The organism is Cellulomonas fimi, from assembly GCF_028583725.1.
Lineage (GTDB): Bacteria > Actinomycetota > Actinomycetes > Actinomycetales > Cellulomonadaceae > Cellulomonas > Cellulomonas fimi_B.
The window spans coordinates 3,529,480-3,552,037 of record NZ_CP110680.1 but is presented as its reverse complement, the minus strand read 5'-3'; the positions used below and the strand labels follow the sequence as shown (position 1 = coordinate 3,552,037).

General features: G+C 73.8%; 13 protein-coding genes. 7 read left to right on the top strand and 6 right to left on the bottom strand.

Translation table 11 applies throughout. From position 1 onward, the window contains the following. Positions 1-52: 52 nt before the first annotated feature. From OOT42_RS15950 to OOT42_RS15935, 4 genes are all read left to right on the top strand, one after another. The gene (locus OOT42_RS15950; RefSeq protein ID WP_273652143.1) at positions 53-3,583 is read left to right on the top strand and encodes a PKD domain-containing protein; all 3,531 of its coding nucleotides are present in this window, start codon (positions 53-55) and stop codon (positions 3,581-3,583) included. A 259-nt stretch (positions 3,584-3,842) separates the two neighbouring features. Next, complete coding sequence (locus OOT42_RS15945; protein WP_273652142.1) at positions 3,843-8,552, top strand: PKD domain-containing protein; 4,710 nt, start codon at positions 3,843-3,845, stop codon at positions 8,550-8,552. A 38-nt stretch (positions 8,553-8,590) separates the two neighbouring features. After that, a complete protein-coding gene (locus OOT42_RS15940; protein WP_273652141.1) occupies positions 8,591-9,631 on the top strand; it encodes a glycosyltransferase family 2 protein in 1,041 nt (346 codons plus the stop codon). Next, a complete protein-coding gene (locus tag OOT42_RS15935; RefSeq protein WP_273652140.1) occupies positions 9,628-10,992 on the top strand; it encodes a flippase in 1,365 nt (454 codons plus the stop codon). The genes OOT42_RS15940 and OOT42_RS15935 overlap by 4 nt, the downstream gene beginning before the upstream one ends. Positions 10,993-10,998: 6 nt before the next feature. Here OOT42_RS15935 and OOT42_RS15930 read toward each other — a convergent pair whose 3' ends face one another. The 4 genes from OOT42_RS15930 to OOT42_RS15915 form a co-directional block, all read right to left on the bottom strand. Beyond that, complete coding sequence (locus OOT42_RS15930; protein WP_273652139.1) at positions 10,999-12,048, bottom strand: glycosyltransferase family 4 protein; 1,050 nt, start codon at positions 12,046-12,048, stop codon at positions 10,999-11,001. A 91-nt stretch (positions 12,049-12,139) separates the two neighbouring features. Next, the gene (locus tag OOT42_RS15925) at positions 12,140-13,189 is read right to left on the bottom strand and encodes a glycosyltransferase (RefSeq protein ID WP_273652138.1); all 1,050 of its coding nucleotides are present in this window, start codon (positions 13,187-13,189) and stop codon (positions 12,140-12,142) included. Beyond that, positions 13,186-14,517, bottom strand: coding sequence for an O-antigen ligase family protein (locus OOT42_RS15920; protein WP_273652137.1), 1,332 nt, complete (start codon positions 14,515-14,517; stop codon positions 13,186-13,188). The genes OOT42_RS15925 and OOT42_RS15920 overlap by 4 nt, the downstream gene beginning before the upstream one ends. Positions 14,518-14,524: 7 nt before the next feature. Continuing rightward, entirely contained in the window at positions 14,525-16,267 is a 1,743-nt protein-coding gene (locus tag OOT42_RS15915) for a polysaccharide biosynthesis tyrosine autokinase (RefSeq protein ID WP_273652136.1), read from the bottom strand. Positions 16,268-16,676: 409 nt separating this feature from the next. Between OOT42_RS15915 and OOT42_RS15910 the strand changes: the two genes are divergently transcribed. Both OOT42_RS15910 and mfd read left to right on the top strand, forming a co-directional pair. Then, the gene (locus OOT42_RS15910) at positions 16,677-17,129 is read left to right on the top strand and encodes an adenylyltransferase/cytidyltransferase family protein (protein WP_013772174.1); all 453 of its coding nucleotides are present in this window, start codon (positions 16,677-16,679) and stop codon (positions 17,127-17,129) included. 132 nt (positions 17,130-17,261) lie between these two features. After that, positions 17,262-20,945, top strand: coding sequence for a transcription-repair coupling factor (gene mfd, locus OOT42_RS15905; RefSeq protein ID WP_273652135.1), 3,684 nt, complete (start codon positions 17,262-17,264; stop codon positions 20,943-20,945). A 40-nt stretch (positions 20,946-20,985) separates the two neighbouring features. Here the strand turns inward: mfd and OOT42_RS15900 are convergent, their stop codons facing one another. After that, positions 20,986-21,294: a transcriptional regulator gene (locus OOT42_RS15900; protein WP_273652134.1), complete on the bottom strand. Its 309-nt coding sequence runs from the start codon at positions 21,292-21,294 to the stop codon at positions 20,986-20,988. Continuing rightward, positions 21,291-21,782, bottom strand: a complete 492-nt coding sequence (locus tag OOT42_RS15895; RefSeq protein ID WP_273652133.1) for a hypothetical protein — start codon at positions 21,780-21,782, stop codon at positions 21,291-21,293. Before OOT42_RS15895 ends, OOT42_RS15900 begins: the two co-directional genes overlap by 4 nt. Positions 21,783-21,947: 165 nt before the next feature. Here OOT42_RS15895 and OOT42_RS15890 point away from each other — a divergent pair, with 165 nt between their 5' ends. Beyond that, positions 21,948-22,553 (top strand): hypothetical protein, encoded by a 606-nt coding sequence (locus OOT42_RS15890; RefSeq protein ID WP_273652132.1) that lies wholly within the window; start codon positions 21,948-21,950, stop codon positions 22,551-22,553. The last annotated feature ends 5 nt before the right edge of the window (positions 22,554-22,558 follow it).

Here is a 22,558-nt window from a genome sequence, read left to right as displayed (position 1 = left end):
CTCGTAGGATCGTGGCCGTTCGCCCACTGTCCGACCGCCCCGGGGTGTCGCCATGTCTCTGCGTCCTGTCACCGACCGCTCGCCGGTCGCTCGTGCCTGGGCCCTGCTCACCGCTGCGGCGACGGTCGCCGTCGGGCTGGTCGTCGGCGCCGCGCCGGCGCAGGCCGACACGTCGCCGCCCCCGGGGCTCCCGCCGACCGTCTCCGCCGACGCGCTGCCCACCGTGCAGATCAACGGCGTCGTGTGGCAGCAGACGATGGTCGGCAACCAGGTCTACGCGGGCGGCGACTTCCAGAACGCGCGACCGGCGGGCGCCGCCGCGGGCGTCAACACCGTCACGCGGAACAACCTGCTGCGGTTCGACGTCACGACCGGCGTGCTCGACGGCGGCTGGGCGCCGAACCCGAACGCCCAGGTCCGCGCCGTCGTGAAGTCGCCCGACGGCTCGCGGATCTACGTCGGCGGCAACTTCACGAGCATCGCGGGCACGACCCGGTACCGGATCGCGGCCTTCGACGCCGCGACCGGCGCGCTCGTCACGACGTTCAACGCGGGCACGAACGGCCAGGTCCGCGCGCTCGCCGCGACCAACACGACCGTGTACGCGGGCGGCATCTTCACGCAGGCGGGCAGCTCGTCGCGCACCCGGCTGGCAGCGTTCAACGCCGCGAACGGCGCGCTCCTGCCGTGGAACCCCACGGTCGACGACGGCTCGGTGAGCGCCCTCACCGTCTCGCCCGACGGGTCGACGGTGATCGTCGGCGGCAACTTCACGTCGTTCAACGGCAGCACCGCCGCGCCCGACGGGCTGGCCCGCGTCGACTCCGTGACGGGCGCGCCGCTCCCGTTCCCCGCGACCTCGCAGATCCGCAACAGCGGCACGGCGGGCTCGATCACGGGCCTGGCCGGCGACGCGGACAACATGTACGGCGTCGGCTACACGTTCGGACGCTCGGGCGGCACGCTCGAGGGCGTCTTCGCGGCGGACTGGGAGACCGGCTCGATCCGGTGGATCGCCGACTGCCACGGCGACTCCTACGCCGTGCACGCGCAGGGCCCGGTCATCTACGCGGCGAGCCACCACCACTACTGCGGCAACGTCGGCGGGACGCCGCAGAACGACGATTGGCTGTTCTACCGCGCGGACGCCTACACCAAGGAGCCGATGCGCAAGCTCGGCCGTGAGCACCTCGGCTACACGAACTTCGAGGGCACGAACGCGCCCGAGATGCTGAACTTCTACCCCGACCTGGACACCGGCACCTACACGGGCCAGAACCAGGGCCCGTGGGCCGTCACCGGCGACGACCGGTACATCGTGTACGGCGGCGAGTTCCTCAACGTGAACTTCCGCCGCCAGCAGGGGCTCGTCCGGTTCGCGGTGCCGAGCATCGCGCCGAACGACCAGGGTCCGCGGTTCTCGGGCGCCGACTTCACGCCGACGGCCCGCGGCATCGGCACGGGCGCGGTGCGGGTCTCGTGGACGGCGAACGCCGACTTCGACAACGAGGACCTCACGTACCGCGTGCTGCGCAACGGCCAGCCCGTCTCCAACGAGGTGAAGAAGTCGGTCATCTGGAAGCGGCCCACGCAGGGGTACACGGACACCGGGCTCACCCCGGGGCAGACGTACACCTACGCGGTGCGGGTCTCCGACCCGTTCGGCAACACCGTGACGAGCCCGTCGGTCCAGGTCGTCGCCGACGGCACCGGACCGGTCAGCCCGTACGCGCAGACCGTCATGAGCGACGGCGCCTCGCACTACTGGCGCCTCGGCGAGGCGAGCGGCACGACCGCGCTCGACGCGGCGGGAACGGACGACGGCACGACCGGGACCGCGCTCACCCGCGGCACCGCCGGCGCCATCTCCGGCGACCCGACGACCGCGACCACGTTCGCCGGCACGACGAACAGCCGCGTCGTGGCGCCGCAGCGCGAGCAGAACATGAACGACCTGTCGGTCGAGGCGTGGATCCGCACGACGTCCAACCAGGGCGGCTGGGTCGTCGGCTTCGGCAGCTCGACGAGCCTGACCGGCACGAGCGGCACGCGCGACCGGCAGCTCTACGTCGACAGCGGCGGTCGCGTGCAGTTCGGCGCCAGCCCGGGCCAGAACCGCACCGTCCGGTCGCCGCAGGCGGTCAACGACGGTCAGTGGCACCACGTCGTCGGCACGATGAGCGGCGCCGGCATGGCGCTGTACGTCGACGGTGCGCTGGTCGCGTCGCGGGCGGACAACCCGAGCGGGCGCAACTTCACCGGGTTCTGGCGGATCGGCGGCGACAGCCTCAGCGGTTGGCCGAACACGCCGTCGTCGAACAACTTCAACGGTGCGATCGACGAGGTCGCCGTGTACCCGTTCGCGCTCGCGGCCGGGACCGTCGCGGCGCACAACACCCTCGGGCGCACCGGCGAGGCGCCGGAGGAGCCCCCGGTCGCCGCGTTCACCCCCGCCGCGAACGGCCTCACGGTGAACGTCGACGGGTCCGCGTCGGCCGACCCCGACGGCACCATCGCGTCCTACGCGTGGAGCTTCGGCGACGGCGGCACGGGCACCGGTGCCACGGCGTCCCACACCTACGCGGCCGGTGGCACGTACACCGTGACGCTCACGGTGACGGACGACGACGGCCACACCGCCCAGGTCGCGCACGACGTGACGGTGACCCCGCCGCCGCCCAACCAGCCGCCCGTCGCGGCGTTCACGGCGACGACCGCCGGCCTGTCGGTGCAGGTCGACTCGGCCGGCTCGTCCGACCCGGACGGCACGATCGCCCAGCGCGCCTGGAGCTTCGGTGACGGCGGGACGGCGACGGGCGCGACCGCGTCGCACGCGTACGCCGCGGACGGCACCTACACGGTGACGCTCACGGTCACGGACGACGACGGCGCGACCGCCCAGACGTCGCACGACGTCACGGTGACGACCCCGCCGGCCGACGCCCCGTTCGCCGCCGACGCGTTCGCGCGGACCGTTGCGGGCGGCTGGGGCACGGCCGACACGGGCGGCGCGTGGAGCGTCGCGGGCGGCGCGGCGAACTTCTCGGTCGCCTCCGGGGTCGGCGCGATGCGCGTCACCGGCGCGGGGTACCGGCTGTCGTCGTTCCTGCCGGTCTCGTCGACGAGCGCCGACGTCCGGGTCGACGTGGCGCTCGACGTCGCACCGACGGGCAGCGGGACGGACCTCGAGGTCGTGGGTCGCGCGGTCGGCACGACCGACGGCTACCGCGGCCGGCTCAAGATGCTCAGCACGGGCGTGCTGCGGGCGTCGATCATCGGGGTGTCCGCGGGCGCCACGACGACCGTCGCGCAGGTCAACGTCCCGGGCCTCACGTACGTGGCCGGGCAGACGCTGTCGGTGCGGCTCCAGGTCGAGGGCACCGGGACCACGAACCTCCGGCTCAAGGTCTGGCCGGCCGGCTCGCCCGAGCCCGCCGCGTGGACGCTCACGGGCACCAGCACCACCGCCGCGCTGCAGGTCGGCGGCGGGGTGGGCCTGTCGGTGTACACGTCGTCGAGCACGACGACCCTGCCGCTGACCGCGCGGTGGAGCCAGCTCTCGGCGAGGCCCGTCGCCGCCTGACGCGACTCGCGGGCGCCCGTCGACCACGGCCCCGTCGTCCCCCTCCAGCGGGGACGGCGGGGCCGTGCCCGTCCGGCAAGGGCTTGCCGCCGTCGCGGGGAAGTCGCCTGGTCAGCGCGTCGGCGAAACGATTCGTCCGAATCACCCGGTTGCGCGTCCAGTTCACCCGGTTCCTCACCCTTCGGTGCGGTTTCGCCTGCATACGATCCTCGTGCGTGGCTCGCCCTGCCGCGTGCCCCCGTCGCCCCCGAGGTGCCCCATGACCCGCTTCCGCGGACTCGTCGCCCGATCCTCCGCGCTCGTCGCGACCGCCGCCCTGGCGTTCGTGGGGGCCACCCTCGCCACCCCGGCCGCCGCCGACACGGTCCCGCCCGAGGGGACACCGCTGACGGTCGCCGCGGACTCGCTGCCGACCGTGCAGATCGACGGCGTCGTCTGGCAGCAGGGCATCGCGGGGTCGCGCGTCTTCGTCGGAGGCGACTTCGCGAACGCCCGGCCGGCCGGGTCGGCCGCGGGCACCAACCTCGTGCCGCGCGCCAACCTGCTCGCGTACGACCTCGCGACCGGCGTGCTCGACGCGTCGTGGGCGCCGGACCCCAACGCGCAGGTGCGGACCGTCGCGGTGTCGCCCGACGGGACGCGCGTGTACGTGGGCGGCAGCTTCACGAGCATCGCGGGGCAGGCGCGCTACCGGATCGCGGCGTTCGACGCGGCGACGGGCGCGCTCCTGTCGTCCTTCAACCCGGGCGTCGACTCGCAGGTCCGCACGATCGTCGCGACCGACACGACCGTGTACGTCGGCGGCTCGTTCACCAACGCCAACGGGTCGCCGCGCAACAAGGTCGCCGCGTTCAACGCGGCCGACGGTGCGCTGCTGCCGTGGGCACCGAGCGCCGACGACGGCTCGGTGAGCGCCCTCGTCGTCTCGCCGGACCAGACGCAGGTCATCGCCGGCGGCAGCTTCTCGACGTTCAACGGCAGCGGGAACCCGGGCTACGGCCTGGCACGCGTCGACGCCGTCACCGGTGCGACGCTGCCGCTCGCGATCAACGGCCTCATCCGCAACGGCTCGACGCAGGCGTCGATCACGAGCCTCACGTCCGACGCCACGAGCTTCTACGTCACCGGGTACGTCTTCGGCAGCACCGGCAACCTCGAGGGCACCGCGCGCGGCGACTGGGCCACGGGCGAGCTGATCTGGGTCGAGGACTGCCACGGTGACACGTACGCGGCGTGGCCCGGTCCGGGCGACGCGGTGTACGTCGCCGGGCACCCGCACTACTGCGGCAACATCGGCGGCTTCCCGCAGACGGAGCCGTGGACGTTCTACCGCGGCCTCGCGTTCAGCAAGGCCGTGACGGGCGTCGCGACCGCCGACCCGTACGGGTACTACAACTACGCCGGCAAGCCCACGCCGACGCTGCTCAGCTGGTACCCGGACATCAACAGCGGGTCGTACACCGGTCAGGGCCAGGGGCCCTGGACGGTCACGGGCAACGACCAGTACCTCCTGTACGGCGGCGAGTTCACGATCGTCAACAACAAGGGCCAGCAGGGGCTCGCGCGGTTCGCGCGCACGGACACCGCGCCCAACAAGCAGGGGCCGCGCCTGGCCTCCGCGACGTGGCCGCTGTCGGCGGCGTCGTTCCAGTCCGGCACGGTGCGCCTCAGCTGGCCCGCGAACTACGACCGCGACAACGAGAACCTCACGTACACGGTGTCCCGCAACGGCCAGGTGATCCACACCGTCACGGCGCCGTCGGTCGTGTGGAAGCGCCCGCAGATGGGCTTCATGGACACCGGCCTGACCCCCGGGACGACGTACACGTACCGCGTCAAGGCGGTCGACCCGTTCGGCAACGCGGCGATCACCGACCAGGTCCAGGTCACGGTGTCGGACGACTCCTCGATCAGCCCGTACGCGCAGCAGGTGCGCACCGACGGCGCGACGTCGCTGTGGCGGTTGGGCGAGCCCAGCGGCACGACCGCGTTCGACTGGGTCGGCTGGTCCGACCTCACGCTCGGCGCGGGCGTCACCCGCGGCGCGGCCGGTGCGATCGGCGGTGACGTGAACGCCGCGTCGACGTTCGACGGCACGGCGTCGTCGACGGGCGCGACCAGCACCGCGATCCAGGGTCCCGACTCGTTCGCGGTCGAGGCGTGGGTCAAGACCACGACGACGCGCGGCGGCAAGATCGTCGGCTTCTCCAACCTGCAGACGGGCTCGTCGGGCAGCTACGACCGGCACGTCTACATGGAGAACTCGGGCAGGATCACGTTCGGCGTCTACCCGGGCTCCGTCCGGACCCTCACGAGCTCCGCGTCGTACAACGACGGCCAGTGGCACCACGTCGTGGCGTCGATGGGCGCCGAGGGCATGAAGCTCTACGTCGACGGGCGGCGCGTCGGGCAGCGTGCCGACACGACCATGGGCCAGGCGTACGCCGGCTACTGGCGGATCGGCGGCGACAACCTCGGCGGCTGGCCGAACCAGCCGACGAGCGGCTACCTCGCGGGCAGCATCGACGACGTCGCCGTCTACCCGGCGCCGCTGACGATCGCGCAGGTCGAGAACCACTACACGCTGTCGGGTCGCACCGTCGCCCGGCCGCCGGCGCCCGCCGACGCGTACGGCAAGGCCGTCTACGACGCGGGTCCCGAGCTGTACTGGCGGCTCGGTGAGGGCTCGGGCACGACCGCGGCGGACTCCGGCCCGTACGGCACACCGGGCGTCTACCGGGGCACGTTCCTGCGCAGCCAGTCGGGCGCGCTGTCGGGCGTGAGCAACACCGCGGTCCGGTCGCTGGGGTCGAGCAACACGCTCGTCGCGAGCACGCAGCAGGTGTCGAACCCGACGGTGTACTCGCAGGAGCTGTGGTTCAGGACGTCGACGAGCAACGGCGGGAAGCTCATCGGCTTCGGCGACACGAACACCGGGGTGTCGGGCAGCTACGACCGGCACGTCTACATGGAGACGAACGGGCGCCTGACGTTCGGCACCTGGACGGGCGTGACGAACACGATCACGACGTCCGCGTCGTACAACAACAACCAGTGGCACCACCTCGTCGCCACGCAGGGCCCGGACGGCATGAAGCTCTACGTCGACGGCGTGCTCCAGGGCACCAACCCGCAGACGGGCGCGCAGGCCTACAACGGGTACTGGCGGGTGTTCGGCGACACGACGTGGGGCCCGCAGGCGTGGTTCGCGGGCACGATCGACGAGGTCGCGGTCTACTCCTCGGTGCTCGACGCGCAGGCGGTGGCCAACCACTACGCGCTCGGCAAGACGGGTCAGCTGCCGAACCAGGTGCCGGTCGGGGCCTTCACCTCGACGCCGACGGACCTCACGGTCGCGTTCGACGCGACCGGGTCGACCGACTCGGACGGCACGGTGACGGGCTACGCGTGGTCGTTCGGCGACGGTGCGACCGCGACGGGCGCGACGCCCTCCCACACGTACGCCGCGGGCGGCACCTACACGGTCACGCTGACGGTCACCGACGACGAGGGCGCGACGGCGCAGGTGGCGCACGACGTCACGGTCGTCCCGCCGAACCAGCTCCCCACGGCCGCGTTCACGGCGACGCCCGAGGACCTCACGGTCGCGTTCGACGCCGGCACCTCGTCCGACCCCGACGGGACGATCACGCAGCACGCGTGGACGTTCGGCGACGGCTCGACGGGTGACGGGCCGGCCCCGACGCACACGTACGCGGCGGGCGGCGACTACGAGGTGACGCTCACGATCACGGACGACCGTGGCGGGAGCGCGCAGACGGTCCGCACGGTCACGGTCGTCGCGCCGAACCAGGCGCCGGTCGCGGCGTTCACGGCGACGCCGACCGACCTCACGGTCGCGGTGGACGGCACCGCGTCGGCGGACGCCGACGGCACGCTCACCGCGCACGCGTGGGACTTCGGCGACGGCGCGACGGGCACGGGCGCGACCGCGTCGCACACCTACGCGGCGGCCGGCACGTACACCGTCACGCTCACGGTCACGGACGACCGCGGGGACACCGGCACCACGACCCGCGAGGTCACGGTGGCGGCCCCGGTGCCGAACCAGGGCCCGGTCGCGGCCTTCACGGCGACGCCGACGCACCTCGCGGTCGCGGTCGACGCGTCGACCTCGACGGACGCGGACGGCCAGATCACGTCCTACGCGTGGGACTTCGGCGACGGCGCGACCGCGACCGGCGCGACGGCGAACCACACGTACGCCGTGGACGGCACGTACACGATCACGCTCACGACGACGGACGACGACGGCGACACCGGCACGACGACCCGCGAGGTCTCCGTGGCGGCACCGCCCGCCGACACGCCGTTCGCGCTCGACCCGTTCGCGCGGTCACTCACGGGCGGCTGGGGCTCCGCCGACACCGGCGGCGCGTGGACCGTCCAGGGCGGTGCCGCGAACTTCTCCGTCGCGAACGGCACGGGCGCGATGCGCGTCACCGGCGCCGGGTACCGCCTGTCGTCCTTCCTGCCGGTGTCGTCGACCAGCACGGACCTGACGGCCAAGGTGAGCCTGGACGTGATGCCGACGGGGTCGGGCACCGACCTCGAGCTCGCGGGCCGGACCGCGGGCACGACCGACGGCTACCGGCTGCGGCTCAAGATGCTGTCGACGGGTGTCGTGCGGGCGTCGATCGTCGGGATCTCCGCCGGCACGACCGTCACCGTCGCGCAGGTCAACGTCCCGGGCATCACGTACGCCGCCGGGCAGACGCTGCAGGCACGGTTCCAGGTGACCGGGACGGGCACGACCACGCTGCGCGCGAAGGTGTGGGCCTCGGGCTCGCCGGAGCCGGCGGCGTGGACGCTGTCGGGCACGAGCACCACGGCCGCGCTCCAGGCCGCGGGCGGGGTCGGCCTGTCGGTGTACACGTCGGCGACCACGACGACGCTGCCGCTCACTGCTCGGTGGAGCGAGCTGGTGGCGCGCCCGGTCGTGCCATGATCGCCGCTCAGGGGGAGCGACGTCCGACAGGGGGACTGATGGAGGACGGCTCGGAGGTGGTCGAGGCCGCGCGCGACGCGACCCGGACCCGGCACGACGACCCGCGCACGGTCGTCGGGGTGCTGACGTACAAGCGCCCCGACGACCTGCGGGCGGCGCTGCCGATGCTCGTGGCGCAGGCCGCGCTGCTGGACCCGCCCGCGCAGGTGCTCGTGGTCGACAACGACCCCGACGGCGGCGCACGCGACGTGGTCGAGAGCGAGGCGGCGCGGTCCGCGGCCGAGGGCGGGCCGGTCGTCCGGTACGCGCACGAGCCGCAGCCGGGCATCGCGGCGGCCCGCAACCGCGCGTTCGACGAGTCGGGCGACGCGGACCTGCTGGTGTTCATCGACGACGACGAGCGGCCCGTCCCGACGTGGCTGCGCCTGCTGGTGGACACCTACCTGGTGGACCGTCCCGAGGGCGTCGTCGGGCCGGTCGTGTCCGAGTTCGAGCAGCAGCCCGACGCGTGGGTCGCCGCCGGCCGGTTCTTCGACCGCCGCCGCCTGCCGACGGGCACGACGACGGACGTGGCCGCCACGAACAACCTGCTGCTCGACCTGGCCCGCGTGCGCGCGCTCGGCCTGCGGTTCGACGAGCGGTTCGGCCTGTCCGGCGGCTCGGACCAGCTGCTCACGCGGCAGCTCGCGAAGGCCGGCGGCCGGATGGTGTGGTGCGACGAGGCCGTCGTGGTCGACGTCGTCCCGCCGGACCGCGTGACGCGCCGCTGGGTGCTGGCGCGCGCCTTCCGCAACGGCAACACGTGGGGCCGCACCTCGGTCGTGCTGGCCGACGGTCCGCTCGACCGCGCGCTCGTCCGGGCACGCGTCACGGGGCAGGGTGCCGTCCGTGCCGCGGGCGGCGCGGCCCGCTGGGCGCTCGGCACGGTCACTCGCTCGCAGGTCCACCAGGCGAAGGGCCGTCGCACGTTCGCGCGCGGCACGGGCATGATCGCGGGTGCGTACGGCACGGTGTACGTCGAGTACGCGCGCGACGGGCGGCGCACGGTGCGCGCCGGGAAGGTGCCGGGCGCGTCGTGACCCGAAAGACCGGGGGGCCAGCGGTGGAGGACCGCACGACGGCGAAGGGCGGCACCGCCCGCAGCATGACGATCACGCTGGTCGGGAACCTGTTCCCGCCCGTGGTCGCGCTCGCGAGCGGCCCGATCCTCGCGCAGTCGCTGGGGGTCGACGGCCGCGGTGCGGTCGCCGCCGCGACGGCCCCGCTCGGCCTCGCGATCGCCCTCATGACGTTCGGCGTGCCGGAGGCCGTGTCCTACGCGGTCGCGCGGCACCCGCGCCTGGTCCGGGTCGCGGCCCGCAACGGCGCGCTCATCGTGGTGCTCGCGGGCCTGCTCGCGACCGGGGCGGTGTTCGCGGCGCGCGAGTGGCTGTCGGGCGGCGACCTGGAGATCCAGAAGCTCATGGCGGTCGCGTCGCTCGCGGTGCTGCCGACGCTCCTGCTCGGCGTCCTGCGCGGCATCGCGTCGGGGCTCCAGCGCTGGGCGATGGTCGCGTGGGAGAAGGTGCTCGCGTCCGGCCTGCGGCTCCTGGTGCTCGTCCCGCTCTGGCTGACCGACCACCTCACGCCGTTCACGGCGACCGTCGTGCTCGCCGTCATGCCCGTGATGGGCGCGCTCGCCTACCTGACGCTGCCGCGACGTCTGCCGCCCGCCGAGCCCGACACCGACGGCCTCGCCTCGACGCGTGCCCTCACCGGCTACGGCCTGCGGCTGTGGATCGGCACGATCTCCGGGATCCTGCTGTCCCGCGTCGACCAGACGATCATGACCCCGCTGAGCAGCGCCTACGAGCTCGGACTGTACGTCGTCGCCGTCAACGTCAGCGAGCTGCCGCTGGTCATCCACCGCGCTGTGCGCGACGTGACGTTCGTGACCGACGCGAGCCGCAGCGAGGACGCGCGTCTCGCGGCCGCCGCGCGCATCTCGACGCTCATCTGCACGGTCGTCGCGCTCGTCCTGGGCGGCACGATGATCTGGTGGCTGCCGCTGCTGTTCGGGCAGGAGTTCGCGCCCGCGGTGCCGATCGCGTGGCTGCTGCTCGTCGCGGTCGTCATCAGCACGCCGGGGTCGATCGCGGGTGCCGGCCTCTCGGCGCGCGGCCGGCCGGGTCTGCGCAGCATCGCGCTCGTGATCGCGTGCGTCCTCAACATCGGCCTGCTGGTCCTGCTCGTCCCGACGTACGGTGCGATGGGTGCGGCGTGGGCGACGCTGCTCGGCTACGTCGTCTCGTCCGGCCTGAACCAGTGGTTCCTCAAGCGCCTCTTCGGCGTCTCGATGCTGTCGTTCTACGGCGTCCGCCGCACCGACCTGACGATCCTGCGCGGCTACGCCGGCACCCTCGTCGGCGGCGTCACCCGCCGCCTCCGCCCCCGCCGCTGAGGCGCGTCAGACGAGCCCGACCGCGCGGGCCATGCCGTCGACGAGGTGCGCGGACGTGAAGCGGTCCTCGACTGCCTGCCGCGCGCGCTGACCGAGGGCGATCGCTGCGTCGGGGTCGTCGAGCAGGTCGAGCACGCGGTCGGCGAGGTCGGTCGGCTCCTGCGGCTCGACGAGCAGCGCGGTCTCGCCGTCGCGGTGGTAGTCCTCGTGGCCGGGCGTCGCGGTGAGGACGACGGGCCGGGCGGTCGCCATCGACTCGAGGCTCACGGTGAGCCCGGACATGTGCAGGTTCGGGCGCGTCGCGATCGCGACGACGCTCGCGCGCGCGTACAGGTCGCGCAGCTCGGTGTGCGACAGCCGCGGCACCTTCGTGACGCCCGGGGGCGCGGGCACGTCGGACGCGTTCTGCACGACGATCTCGACGTCGGGCCGTGCCTCGTGCACGCGCGACAGCGCGGCGAACAGGGTCGTGGGGTCGCGGTCGCGGTCGCCGCCGACGCTCACGACGAGCGGCGCGGGTGCGGGCGGCTGCGCGGAGAAGAACTCGTGGTCGACGCCGAACGTGAAGAACGACACCGGCGGCCCGGACCGGCCGAGCGCGGCCTGCAGCGGCTCGACCTGGGCGCTGCTGTTGACGAAGACGCCGTCCATGCGACGCAGCACGTCGAGTGCGCCGCGCACGCGCTCCGACGACGGGTCGATCTCGAGCGCGTCGGTCAGCCAGATCGCACCCGCGTACATGCGGGCGTGCGGCGACAGCACGAGCATGCGGCGCGCGAGGTTCTCGTCCCACGCGATGCCGACGTCGTGGCGGCTGCGCCCGGGGTGCGGGACCGCGGACCGCAGCAGCGCGCGCACCCGGTCGGCGCGCGTCGGCTCGGGCAGGTTCGCGGTCGTGACGGTCGCGCCTGTGCGCGCGAGGAGGTCCAGCCCGTACGGCCAGCGTCCGGGGACCTCGCCGCGCGCGTGCCGGGCCTCCCACGACGCCACGTCGCGCTCGGCACGGAAGACGACCTCGACGGCGGTGCGCGTCGCGGTGACCGGGGTGGCGGTCATCGGGGCTCCTTCGGGTGCGGCACGACGGGACGCGGCGCGCCGGTGGCGCGAGCGGGACGACGGGGTGCGCGGACGGGGACCGCGCGCGCGGTCACGACACGTCCTGGTCGACGAGCTGTGCGGCGGGCCGCCCGTGCGCGAGCGCGACGGCGTCGTGGAACACCGCGGCGTGCCCGGCGCCGACCGCGGACCAGTCGCGCGCCGTGAGGTCCGGTCGGTCGCGGCCGAGGTCGAGCGCGGCGGCCCGGTCGAGGGCGGCCCGCAGGTCGGCGGGGGTGACGGACCCGGTGAACGTCGCGACCCAGGCGCTGCCGACCTCGGCGGCGAGCTCGGCGGACGTGGGCCCCGCGGGGACGAGGACGGGCCGGTCGAGCGACAGCGCGAGCAGCGCCGCGCCGGAGTTGTGCAGGCGCCGGTAGGGCAGCACGACGAGCGACGCGGCGGACACCTCGGCGGCCAGCACGTCGTCGTCGACGTACGCGAGCCGCAGCCCGACGCGCGGGTCGGGGGCGGCGAGGGCCTCGACGGTCGCCCGCAGCTCGTCGCTCTCGGGGCTGCCGACGACGCGCAGCTCCAGGTCGTCGCCGGGGGTCGCACGGAAGGCCTCGATCAGCTCCTCGACGCCCTTGTAGGGGCGGACGAGCCCGAAGAACAGCACGCGCCCGGGCCGGGCGTCGCCGCGCGGGTGCGCGGCGTACCAGTCGCGGTAGTGCGGGTGCGGCACGGTCACCAGCGGCGTGCCGGGCCGGGCGTCCGCGGGCAGCGGCGTCGTCCCGTTGAGGCGGACGAACACGGTCGTGCGGCGGTCGACGAGGCGCAGCACCCACCGTTCGAGCGCGCTGCCGGACTCGTGCGGCTCGACGTTGTGCAGCGTGCGCACGACGGCCGTGCGGGTCAGCGCGAGGCGGGCGAGCAGCGCCGTCGTGGTCGCGAACCGGGCCGCCGTCTTGAGCCGCGACGTGCCGCGCAGCAGCTTCTCGGGCCAGTGCACGTGGAAGACGTCGTAGCGGCCGAGCAGGGCGGTGCGCCAGTCGAAGGTGAGCGCGTGCACGTCGTCCGGCAGCTCGACGAGCAGCTGGGCGAGGTACGGGTTGGTCGTGCGGCGCGGCCGCGGGAACGACTCGAGCACCGTGACGGTCATGCGCGCCCTCCGGAGGGGATGGCCGGTGCGGCCGGTGGGGTGTCGTCGAGGGTCGCCTCGCCCGCGTCGACGCCGGGGCGGGGCAGCAGCAGGAGGCCGAGCGCGAGCACGATGATCGGCATCGAGCTGTAGATGGGACCGAACGCGAAGTTCCAGAGCATGACGCACGTCAGGTAGATCACGAGGCCGGACGCGACACGCCGGGCGGCGGCGCTCGCGATCGACCATACCGACAGCCCGAGGATCCACGCACCGAGCACGAGGCCCGGGACGCCGAAGTTGGACCACAGGTCCGCGATCACGGCGTGCAGCTTGATCTCGCTGCCGAACATGTAGTTCTCGACGTAGCCGTTGTCGGGGTCGTAGTTGAGCGCGGCCATGCCGGACTTCGCGACGAGGATGTCGTCGAGGTTCGCGACGACGCCGACGCCGTACCCCATGGGCCGCGACTCGAACAGCGCGAGGCTCGCACCCCACTCGGGACGGCCGCCGAGGAGGATCGACCCCGACGTCTGGACCTGTTCCTGCGACCGCTGCTGCGTCTCCGCGCCGAGGTACCCCTCGAGGATCAGCGTGGTGCCCACCGAGTAGACGCACGCGGAGATGCCCGCGAACAGCGCGATCGTGGCGAGCGCGCTCGACCGCCGGCCGAGCGTCGTCGGGCGCAGCTGGTACGCCACGAGGAGCGCCGCCAGGACGAGCGTCGCGAACGCCGACCGTGAGTCGTTCAGCATGCAGACGGCGGCGAGCCCGAGCAGCAGGACGATCTCGACGGGCCGCGGGCGCTTGCGGACGACGAGGCCCAGCGCCAGGACCGTGACGGCGTAGGAGAAGTTGTACTTCCACGGGTTGGCCGGGTTGATCGGCTCGAGCCCGATGCGCAGCACGAGCCCGGCGGCGACCGACAGCGCGACGGTCCGCATCGGCAGCACGGTGCGCGCCCACAGCAGCAGGCCGATCGCGCAGAACGCGCCGACCACCAGCAGCAGGTTGGCGCGCAGCACGACCGCGCTGATCGCATGCGACCCGGACGACACGGCCGTCAGCCACACGCCCGACGCGAGCGCGAGCGCACCGAGCAGCAGCAGCCCGCGCGCGCCGACGAACCGCCGCGGCGCCGACCACCACACCGGGACGAGCGCGAGCGGCACGACGATCGCGGTCGTGAAGGCGTCGACGAGCTGGTAGTTGAGCGCGACGAGCGCGACCGCCGCCATCGCGACGTACCGCGTGGAGCGGCGCGGGACCGGCAGCGGCGCCGGCGCGTGGGAGCCGGTCGGGACGGCGCGCGGTGCGTGCCCGACGTCCTGCACGGCGGGGCTGATCACGACGCCCTCACAGCCAGGAGGCGTGCGCGCCGCGCTCCTGCACCATCGGGCGCGGGGCCGGCAGCTCCAGGTCGTCGAGCCCGGCGAGCTCACGCCCGGGCAGCAGGGCCTCGTCCGGCACGGTGGGGCGCGCGCCGTTCGTCGCGGCGGGGCCACCGCCCGTGCGGACGGGCACGGGGGAGCCGTTGGTCGGGACCGGCGGCGCGACGGGTCCGGCGGGAGCGGGCCGCGCGGGCGGCGTCGCGTCCGGGGCTGCACCACCCGTCTCCGGCGGACCGGGCGGCACCTCGGCCGGCGCGGACGACCCGGCGGGTGCCGGGGGCGTGACGGGCGGGGGCGTGCCGTGCTTCCCGGGGCGCCGGCGGCCCGTGCGCTGCCCGAGGGACCACGCCCTGGCGGTCGACTGCGGCGTGGAGCCGTAGGTGAGGATCGAGCCCGACGCCTTCGCGGACACCTGGTTGAGCAGCAGGCCGAGCACGCGCGCGTCGACGGCGTGCAGCGACGCGAGCGCGTCGGAGAGCTGCGCGCGGTGCACGGTCCGGCAGCCCACGACGACGAGCGCGCCGTCCGTGAGCCGGGACAGGACCGCCGCGTCGGTCACGGGCAGCAGCGGCGCGGAGTCGAGCAGGATCACGTCGTACCGCAGCGCGAGCCGCTGCAGGAGCCGGCCCATCGCGGGGGAGTCGAGCAGCTCGCTGGGGTTCGGCGGGATCTGCCCGGCGGGCAGCACGTCGAGCGACCCCTCGCCCCACGGCTGGATGACGTCCTCGGCGGTCGCCTCGCCGATGAGGATCGTCGTGAGCCCGACCGCGCCCTCGATCCCGAGGTAACGGTGCACCGACGGGCGCCGCAGGTCGGCGTCGATCAGCAGGATGCGCTGGTTGCCCTCCGCCATCGCGATGGCGAGGTTGATCGCGGCGGTCGACTTGCCCTCGGTCGGCAGCGACGACGTGACGACGATCGACCGGCTCGGGCCCGCGATGGTGAGGAAGCGCAGGTTGGTCCGCAGCCGTCGGAACGCCTCCGCCTGGTCGCCGAACGGGTCGCGCCGCATGAGCAGCGGGCTCTTGCGGTTCTTGCGGTCCCACCGCACCGACGACAGCACGGGCGTGTCGGTGACCCGGCGCAGGTCCTTCATCGAGCGGATGCGGGTGTCGAGCAGGGTGCGGGCCAGTGCGATCACGACGCCCGCGACCAGGCCGAGCGCCATGCCGGTCGCCGCGTTGAGCTTGGTGTTCGGCGCGAACGCGAACGACGGGGGCGCGGCCTCGCCGACGAGCGTGATCTGGACGTTCGGCTCGCCCTCGGCCGAGTCGCCCTCGAGGTCCTCGACCGCGACGGACAGCTGCCGGGCGACGGCGTTGGCGATGTCCGCGGAGCGCTCGGGGTTGCCGGACACGACGGAGATCTCGAGCATCGTGGCGTTGAGCAGCGCGGAGACGTTCACCGACTTCGCGAGCGAGCGTCCGGTCGTGTCGAGGCCGAGCTCGTCGATGACGGGGTCGAGCACGTACGGCTTGGTGGCGAGCTGCGCGTAGTTCTCGATGCGGTTGAGCGCGTAGGTGGAGCCCTGGACGAGCTCGCCGGGGGAGCTGGTGCCGGTCGCCGTCACGTACACGCTGGACGTCGCGCGGTAGCTCGACGGGAGCGTGGTCGAGTAGGCGTAGCCGGCCGCGAACCCGAGCGCAGCGAGCACGCCGATGAGCAGCCAGTGCTTGCGCAGCGCTGCGAGGTACTCCGCAGGCTCCATGCCTGATCCCCTCTCCTGACGGTGCACCCCCGCGCTGGACGTACACCGGGGATCGCGTCGCCCGAGCTGCCCCCCACCGTTGGTCAGTGCTCTTGATTGTCGACGATCCTGCCCCGGAAAGCCCTGCGCCGGTGTGGGCGAAATGTGAAACCTCGGTGGTTTTCGCCCGGTCGGCCCACCGTGACGCCGCAGGTCCACCCGATCGCCGAGCCGCAGGACCCCGATCGTGGTCGTGAGCCGGACAAGTGGGTGAAAAACGGTTCGGGAGGGTGACGTCGAGGGTGCGCTATGTCCGGGTTGGGGGGATTCCCTCTACAGTCGCCTGGTCGGGTTGCGGCAGTGCAGCCCGCGACAGGAGGTCCTCGACGGCGCGGGCCCGTGGTCCGTCTCGTCAGCAGGAGGGTGTTGCATGGCACGCATCGTGGGGTACGCGCCCGGCGCGTACGACCTGTTCCACGTGGGACACCTCAACATCCTCCGGCACGCGAAGCGGCGCTGCGACTACCTCATCGCCGGCGTGGTCGCGGACGAGGTGCTCGAGCTGACCAAGGGTCGCCGGCCGATCATCCCGCTGGCCGAGCGCATGGAGATCCTGCGGCACATCTCGTACGTCGACGAGGTCGTCGCCGAGGTCCAGCCCGACAAGGTCGAGACCTGGCGCAGCGTCGGGTTCGACGTGATCTTCAAGGGCGACGACTGGCGCGGCACCCCGAAGGGTGACCGGCTCGAGCGCGACTTCGCGGCCGTCGGCGTCGAGGTCATCTACTTCCCGTACACCGTGCACACGTCGAGCACGGCGCTGCGGCGCGCGCTCGCGGCGATCGACGGCCCGGAGGAGCTCGTCGCGTCCGAGGTCGGCTGACGCCCTCCCGCGGGCGGTGTCGGCGGGGGCTCGTAGACTCGTCGTGCACCCCGGATCCCCACGGATCCGGGGCGTTCGTGCTGTGCCCGGACCCGGTCGCCAGCGCTCCGTCGAGCCCTCCGCGAAGGAACCATGGACCTCACCGGCCTGCTGCCCGCGCTCCTCGACGACCCCGCGCTCGCGGAGGCCGTCTCGCTCGTCCCCGCGCGGGGCGAGCTCGACGTCGTCGGCCCGGCCGGCATCCGGCCGCCCCTGCTCGCGGCGCTCGCGGGCGTGCACGCCACCGCGGGTGACGGGTCGGGCGGCCGTGGCGCGAAGGGGCGTCCGCTCGTCGTCGTGACCGCGACGGGCCGGGACGCGGACGAGCTCGCAGCGGCGCTGCGCTGCTACCTGCCCGACGACGCGGTGGCCGTGCTGCCCGCGTGGGAGACGCTGCCGCACGAGCGCCTGTCGCCGCGCTCGGACACCGTCGCCCGGCGGCTCGCCGTGTTCCGCCGCCTCGCGCACCCGACCGCGGACGGCCCGACCGGCCCGGTGCGCGTGCTCGTGCTGCCGGTGCGCGCGCTGCTCCAGCCGGTCGTCGAGGGGCTCGGCGAGCTCGAGCCCGTCGCGGTGTCCGTCGGGGACCGCGTCGACCTCGACGACCTCACCGAGCGGCTCGTGGGCGCGGCCTACCAGCGCGTCGACATGGTCGAGAAGCGCGGCGAGTTCGCGGTGCGCGGCGGCATCCTCGACGTGTTCCCGCCGACCGACGACCACCCGCTGCGCATCGAGCTCTGGGGCGAGGACGTCGAGGAGATCCGCTGGTTCTCGGTCGCGGACCAGCGGTCCCTGGAGGTCGCGCAGCACGGGCTGTGGGCGCCGCCGTGCCGGGAGATCCTGCTGACCGACGAGGTGCGCGCGCGGGCCGCGTCGCTCGCCGAGCGGCTGCCGGGCGCGGTCGACATGCTCGACAAGCTCGCGCAGGGCATCGCCGTCGAGGGCATGGAGTCGCTCGCCCCGGCGCTCGTCGAGCGCATGGTGCCGGTGCTGGACCTCGTGCCCGACGACGCGCTGCTCGTGGTCGCCGACCCCGAGCGCGTGCGGCGCCGCGCGCACGACCTGGTCGCGACGACCGAGGAGTTCCTGGCGGCGGCGTGGACGTCCGCGGCCGCGGGGGCGGCGACGCCGCTCGACCTGTCGGCGGCGTCGTTCGCGTCGTTCGCCGAGGTGCGGGCGCTGTCGGCGGTGCGCGGGCTCGGCTGGTGGACGCTCAGCCCGTTCACGCTCGACGCGGACGCGACGGTCGCGTCGGGGGCGCCGGGCTCGGACGCGGGCGACGCGCCGGCACCCGCGCCGGTCCTGCCCGACGACCTCGCGGCCGACGGGCACACCGTCGTCGTCGCGGCTCGCGACGTCGAGCGGTACCGCGGCGAGGTCGCGCGCGCGGTCGCGGACGTGCGCGCGCTCCAGCAGCAGGGGTGGCGTCTGGTCCTCGCGACCGAGGGGCACGGTCCCGCGCAGCGCATGGTCGAGCAGCTCAAGGCGTCGGACGTGCCGGCCCGGCTGGTCACGTCGGTCGACGACCGGCCCGAGGGTGGCGTCGTGCTCGTCGTGCCGGCGCCGGCCGGTCCGGGCTTCGTCGCCGAGCCGCTGCGCCTCGCGCTCTTCTCCGAGGCGGACCTCACGGGGCGTGCGGGCAGCAGCACGCGCGACATGCGGCGCATGCCGAGCCGGCGGCGCAACGTGGTCGACCCGCTCCAGCTGCGGCCGGGCGACTTCGTGGTGCACGAGCAGCACGGCGTGGGCCGGTTCGTCGAGCTCGTGCAGCGCACGATCGGGACCGGCGCGAACGCGGCGACGCGCGAGTACCTCGTCATCGAGTACGCCAGCAGCAAGCGCGGCCAGCCCGGCGACCGGCTGTTCGTGCCGAGCGACCAGCTCGACCAGGTGACGAAGTACGTGGGCGGCGAGGCGCCGACGCTCAACAAGATGGGCGGCGGCGACTGGGCCAAGACGAAGGGCCGCGCGCGCAAGGCGGTCAAGGAGATCGCCGCCGAGCTCATCCGGCTCTACAGCGCCCGCATGGCGACGCCGGGTCACGCGTTCGGTCCGGACACCCCGTGGCAGCGCGAGCTGGAGGACGCGTTCGCGTACGTCGAGACGCCCGACCAGCTCGCGACGATCGACGAGGTCAAGGCCGACATGGAGAAGCCGATCCCGATGGACCGGCTGGTCTGCGGCGACGTCGGCTACGGCAAGACCGAGATCGCCGTGCGCGCGGCGTTCAAGGCCGTGCAGGACGGCAAGCAGGTCGCGGTCCTGGTCCCGACGACGCTGCTCGTGCAGCAGCACCTCGACACCTTCTCCGAGCGGTACTCCGCGTTCCCCGTGACGGTGAAGGCGCTGTCGCGGTTCCAGACGGACAAGGAGTCGAAGGAGGTCGTCGCGGGGCTGGGCGACGGGTCCGTCGACATCGTCATCGGCACGCACCGCCTCATCACGGGCGAGGTGCGGTTCAAGGACCTCGGGCTCGTCATCATCGACGAGGAGCAGCGGTTCGGCGTCGAGCACAAGGAGACGCTCAAGGCGCTGCGCACCAACGTGGACGTGCTCGCGATGAGCGCGACGCCGATCCCGCGCACCCTGGAGATGGCGGTCACGGGCATCCGTGAGATGTCGACGCTCGCGACCCCGCCCGAGGAGCGGCACCCGGTCCTCACGTTCGTCGGCGCGTACGACGAGAAGCAGATCAGCGCGGCCGTGCGCCGCGAGCTGCTGCGCGAGGGCCAGGTCTTCTACGTGCACAACAAGGTCGAGTCGATCGAGCGGGCCGCGTCGCGGATCACCGAGCTGGTGCCCGAGGCCCGCGTCGCGGTCGCGCACGGGAAGATGAACGAGCACCAGCTCGAGCGCGTGATCGTCGACTTCTGGGAGAAGAGGTTCGACGTCCTGGTCTGCACGACGATCGTCGAGACCGGTCTGGACATCTCCAACGCGAACACCTTGATCCTGGAGCGGTCCGACCTGCTCGGCCTCTCGCAGCTGCACCAGCTCCGCGGGCGCGTGGGCCGGGGCCGCGAGCGCGCCTACGCGTACTTCCTCTACCCGCCGGAGAAGCCGCTCACCGAGACCGCGCACGACCGCCTCCAGACGATCGCCGCGAACACCGACCTCGGCGCGGGCATGGCCGTCGCGATGAAGGACCTGGAGATCCGCGGCGCGGGCAACCTGCTGGGCGGCGAGCAGTCGGGGCACATCGAGGGCGTGGGCTTCGACCTGTACATCCGGATGGTCGGCGAGGCCGTCGCGAACTTCCGCGGCGACCAGCCGGAGGAGCTGCCCGACGTCACGATCGAGCTCCCCGTCGACGCGCACATCCCGCACGACTACATCGCGCACGAGCGGCTGCGCCTCGAGGCGTACAAGAAGATCGCGGCGTCCGCCGACGCGACCGCGCTCGGCGAGGTGCGCGCGGAGCTCGCGGACCGGTACGGCGCGGTGCCCGCGGCGGTCGACAACCTGTTCGAGGTCGCCGAGTTCCGGCAGAAGGTCCGCGCCGCGGGCCTCACGGACGTCACCGCGCAGGGCAAGTTCGTGCGGTTCGCGCCCGTCGAGCTGCCCGAGTCGGCGCAGCTGCGGCTCAAGCGGCTGTACCCGGGCTCGGTGCTCAAGCCGGCGACGCGCACGGTCCTGGTGCCGTTCCCGACGACGGCCAGGATCGGCGGCCGCCCGCTGCACGGCCGCGAGCTGCTCGCGTGGGCGCGGCAGCTGGTCGACGCGGTCGTGCTCGGCGACGTCGCGGCGGCGGCGAGCGTGGGGACCGGGGGGCGCTGACGCGGGGTCGACGGACGGCGGTCCGACCTCGCGCGCGCCGTCAGCCGCGGGCGATCTCCGCGAGCGCGGCGAGGTGCGCCTCGACGGCGCGCCGTCCGTCCGGCGTGAGCGTCACCCAGGTGAGGCGGCGCGCGTCGCTGCGGGCAGGGGACCGCTCCTTGCGCACGTCGACGTAGCCGGCGTCGGCGAGCACCCGCAGGTTCTTGGACAGGCTCGTGTCGCTCAGGCCGAGCGTGTCGCGCAGGACGGCGAACTCGAGCTCCGCGCCGCGCCGCAGCACCCCGGCGATCCGCAGCCGGGCGGGGGAGTGGATGACCTCGTCGAACGCGGGGACGACGTCGGCGCTCATCGGCGGGGCTGCTCCGTCGCGAGCTCGCGCCGCTGCGCGTCGTCGTACCAGGGGCCCAGCACGACGGCTGCGACGAACCCGACGACGGCGGGCAGCAGCACCCACCGGTACTCGACCGCGGTGAGCTTGACGACCAGCAGGGCGCCGAAGACGAGCACGAGGACGACGATCAGGGCGCGGTAGATCCGCCGCGAGAGCGGACCGGCGGGCTCGCTGACCCAGACGCCGTAGCGCCGGCGGTAGAGGACGACGAGCGCGGGCAGCCCGAGGAGCGCGACGGGCAGCAGGACGAGCGACGCCGGGGACGGCAGGGCCTGCGTGCAGACGATCAGCGCGACGACCGCCCCGAGCGTCGGGTGGTACCACCACGGCGTGACGACGCGGGCGGCGAGCGTCGCGCGGTCGGTCGCGAGGCCGGCGAGCGCGTCGCGGGCCTCGGCCGGGGTGGGCCGGGGCGCACGGTCGGTGGCCTCGAAGTCGTTTTCCATGTGGGCAAGTCTATCGATGACTTGCCTGTCGGGAAAGTCATCGACACCCCTCAGTCGCCCCCGGGTGACGCCAGGTGCGCCCGGACGGCGGCGGGAGGTGCGGGATGCACGGGCGGACCGCCTACGATGACGCCGATCGACGAGCGACGACGCAGGAGGTCCCAGGTGGCGGTGCAGTGGCGTGCGGGTACGGGCGTGCGACGGGTCGGCGTGCTGGTCGCCGGCGGCGTGGCCGCGGGCGTGCTCGCCGGGTGCGCGGGGCAGCCCGGTGCGGCGGCGGTCGTCGACGGGACGGCGATCCCCACGTCCGACGTGCGGCTCGCGTCCGACGAGCTCCGGCCCTACCTGCAGGACGTGTCGCCGTCGAACGTGCTCACCGTGCTGGTGCACGAGCCGACGATCACCGCGATCGCCGAGGAGAACGGCGTGGGCGTCTCGGACGAGGAGGCCGTCGAGCTGCTCGACTCGGTCGCCCAGCAGCGGGACCCCGAGGCGCACGTGACGTTCTCGCAGCCGTCGATCGACGTCGCCCGGTACTCGCTCGCGTACACGCGCCTGCAGGACCTGCCGGACGCGCAGGAGGTGCTCGGCGACGCCCTGGCGCGCATCGGCGAGCTCGACGTCGAGGTCAACCCGCGGTTCGGCTCGGCGGACGACGCGAACACGATCGTCGGGCCGACGACCCGGCCCTGGATCGTCGTGCCGGCGGCCGACGCCGGTCAGGGTGACGGCACCGAGCCCGCACCGGCGCCCAGCCCGTCGGCGTCCTGACGCGC